The sequence below is a fragment of the Rhodococcus sp. (in: high G+C Gram-positive bacteria) genome, from assembly GCF_049286785.1.
Classification (GTDB): domain Bacteria; phylum Actinomycetota; class Actinomycetes; order Mycobacteriales; family Mycobacteriaceae; genus Rhodococcus_F.
On record NZ_JBAQEO010000805.1, the window covers coordinates 1 to 2861 of the forward strand.

The window sequence follows — 2861 nt, forward strand, 5'->3', positions numbered from 1 at the left end:
CCCCACCGCTCGAGGGTGTGCGCGTCGACGGCTTCTGCGGTGAAGAACAGCCGGCGCATCGCCTGCTGCGGCAGCATACGGGCGGTGAAGCGGCCGCCGCCCAGTACCCCGACGTTCATTTCCGGCAGCCCGAACGTCGCCTTCTCCGACGCCACCACCAGATCGCACGAGGCGGTCAGACCAAATCCGCTGCCCAGTGCCGGACCGTTGACGGCGGCAATGACGGGGATCGAACAGTCGATGAGGTTGAACATCGCGCGGCGGACGTTGCGCATTTGCAGTTCACCTCTCGTCGTGTCCATGGTGCGGAAGTCGTTGAGGTCGTTGCCCGCGCTGAATACGTGACCGCGTCCTGTGAGCACAGCGACATTGACTGTCGGATCGTCCGAAAGCCCGTCGAAGACCTCGGCGAGTTCGCCGTACATTCGGTGGTCGATTGCATTGACCTTGCCGCGGGCGAGCTCGACGAGGGCGATCCCTGGTTCCGGTTGGGAGATGAGGACATGATCGGTCATGTCGTCCTCACTTCTCATGCGCCGCATGAATGCTCACGCCGACCATCTGCGGCGGTACGTCAGTGCGGTCACGGGTCCAGTCGCGGAGCGCGAACTTCTGGATCTTGCCGCTGGCGGTCTTGGGTAGCACGTCCACCACGAAGACGCTCTCGGGTATCTTCTGCTTGGCGACCTCGCGTCCAGCCAAGAACTCGTGGACCTCTTCGAGGGTCAGGTCCTGGGCGTCGTGGGTGACGACGAAGGCGCAGCCCCGCTCACCGGTCGTCGCGTCCGGCCCGGCAACGACGGCGACCTCGCTGACAGCGGGGTGCTCACTGAGCAGGTTTTCCACCTCGTGAGTGCTGATCTTCTCGCCGGAGCGGTTGATGATGTCCTTGATTCGGCCCTCGATGTGGATTGCGCCGGTTTCGTCGAACCGTGCGAGGTCACCGGACCGGAAGAAGCCATCCTCGGTGAACGCCGCGGCGTTGAGCGAGGAATCGAGGTACCCGAGGAAGGTGTCGGGGCCGCGCCACAGTACCTCGCCGACGGAGCCGGGCGGGACGGGGCGCTCGGAGGCGTCGACGATGATCACCTCGGTGGGCGCGAGGACTCGCCCGTCGGTCCGGGTGCGTAATTGCGTTGTGTCCCAGCGATTGCCTGCTGTGACGGACGGTCCCTCGGTGGCGCCGTACATTCGGACGACGGTGCCGAGCCGATCGGTGGCCTGGCGGGTCAATTCGTCCGGCATGTCAGCGCCGCCGCAGACGATGTACCTGATCGACGGAGTGGGACGACCCGCCGCGACCGCGGCATCGAGCAGCCCTTGCAGGAACGGCGTGGAGAAGATCATGAAGCTGGCGTCGTCGCGGGCGATCTTGTCGAGCGCGGCGACCGGATCCCACTGATCGTGCAGTACGACGGGCGCCCCGAGCAGGAACGGCAGTGTCAAGGCGCAGTTCACGCCGGTCACGTGCGTGACCGGCGACGGGTTGAAGATGACGTCGTTCTCGTTGAGGCCGAACAACTCGATCATCGAGAGGTTCTCGAACACGAGCGTGTTGTGGCTGTGCAGCGCGCCCTTCGGATCCGCGGTCGTCCCAGAGGTGTACAACAGCAGGCAGACCTGATCTGGATCTGGCTCTGGCAGTGCGGCAACCACGTTCGCAGCCTCGGCCGGGGCACTGGCGAGCAGCTCTGTCCACGTGGTCACCCGCTCGTCGGTGCTGCGCTCGTCACGCTCGCCGAGGACTACGACCTTCTTCAGGTGCGGCAAGTCGTCGAGCAGCTGACCATACATTGCGGCGTAGTCGAATCCCCGGTAAGTCCTGGGAATGAAGACGGCCGACGCCCGCGCCTGCCCGAGGATGAACCTCAGCTCGCGCCCGCGGTAGATCGGGACTATAGGGTTGGCGACGGCGCCGAGCTTCATGATCGCCTGGTAGACGATGACCGCCTCGGTCCGGTTGGGGAGCTGGAACGAGACCACGTCGTCGGCGCCGATCCCGACCGAATGCAGCGCAGCCGCGAGCGCGGTCGCATCACGGTCCACGTCGGCGAAGGTCAGGCGTGTGTTGCCGTCGATCACGGCCACGGCGTCCGGGAACAACGAGGCCGCGCGGGTCAAGTAGTGCCCGATCGGCCGATCACGCCAGTGCCGTGACTCTCGGTAGGAATGGACAAGGTCGGGCGTCGGTGGGTGCGTCGGCCACATCTTTGCCTCCGGGAGAGCATCGCGTTCGGATGTTGACTGGTGCCACGCTAATCAATTTCTCTAAATATGTACAGATTTGATCGAACCGACTCTCAAACCTGGGTAGGGTTTGTACGCATGGCGGCTACGCACCGAACTGTCGACGAGTACACCGGGAATGCAATGACGAAGGACGACGCCCATCGCGCATCGGGTAGGGCCCCGAAAATGTCCGAGCGCATCGCGAACCAGATAGCGGACAAGATCCTCGGGGGCGGCATCGAGCCCGGTGACCGGCTGCCGACCGAGAAGGAAATGGTCGCCGAGTACGGCGTGGCGCGCACGACTGTGCGCGAAGCCCTCCGCCTGCTCGAGAGCCGGGGCCTGGTCACCATTCGGGCCGGTGTTGGCGGCGGCCCAGTCGCGTGCCGGCCGCAGTTCGAATCACTGGGTAACACCATGAAACTGTTCCTGCAGCTCGAGGGAGCAAATCTCAGCGACGTCATCGACACCCGGCTGACCCTGGAACCGGTGGTCGCGCAACAGGCCACACCTCGAATTACGGACTGCCAACTGGACGAATTGCAGGCAGCGCTCGACAGCATGCGGGCACAGCCCGACGATTACGACAACTTCATCGAGAAGAACGCGCTGTTCCACACCACCATTTACAC

3 protein-coding genes are annotated in these 2861 nt (G+C 64.4%); 1 reads left to right on the plus strand and 2 read right to left on the minus strand.

Annotated elements, in window-relative coordinates:
- Both WAW17_RS29045 and WAW17_RS29050 read right to left on the minus strand, forming a co-directional pair.
- Positions 1-515 (minus strand): enoyl-CoA hydratase-related protein (locus WAW17_RS29045; RefSeq protein WP_422336312.1); only part of this gene is annotated, 515 nt, incomplete at its 3' end.
- A gap of 7 nt (positions 516-522) precedes the next feature.
- Complete coding sequence (locus tag WAW17_RS29050; RefSeq protein ID WP_422336313.1) at positions 523-2121, minus strand: AMP-binding protein; 1599 nt, start codon at positions 2119-2121, stop codon at positions 523-525.
- Positions 2122-2415: 294 nt separating this feature from the next.
- On the opposite strand from WAW17_RS29050, the gene WAW17_RS29055 reads away from it, so the two are divergent.
- Positions 2416-2861, plus strand: a 446-nt coding sequence (locus WAW17_RS29055) for a FadR/GntR family transcriptional regulator (RefSeq protein ID WP_422336314.1), incomplete at its 3' end; no start/stop codon positions are given.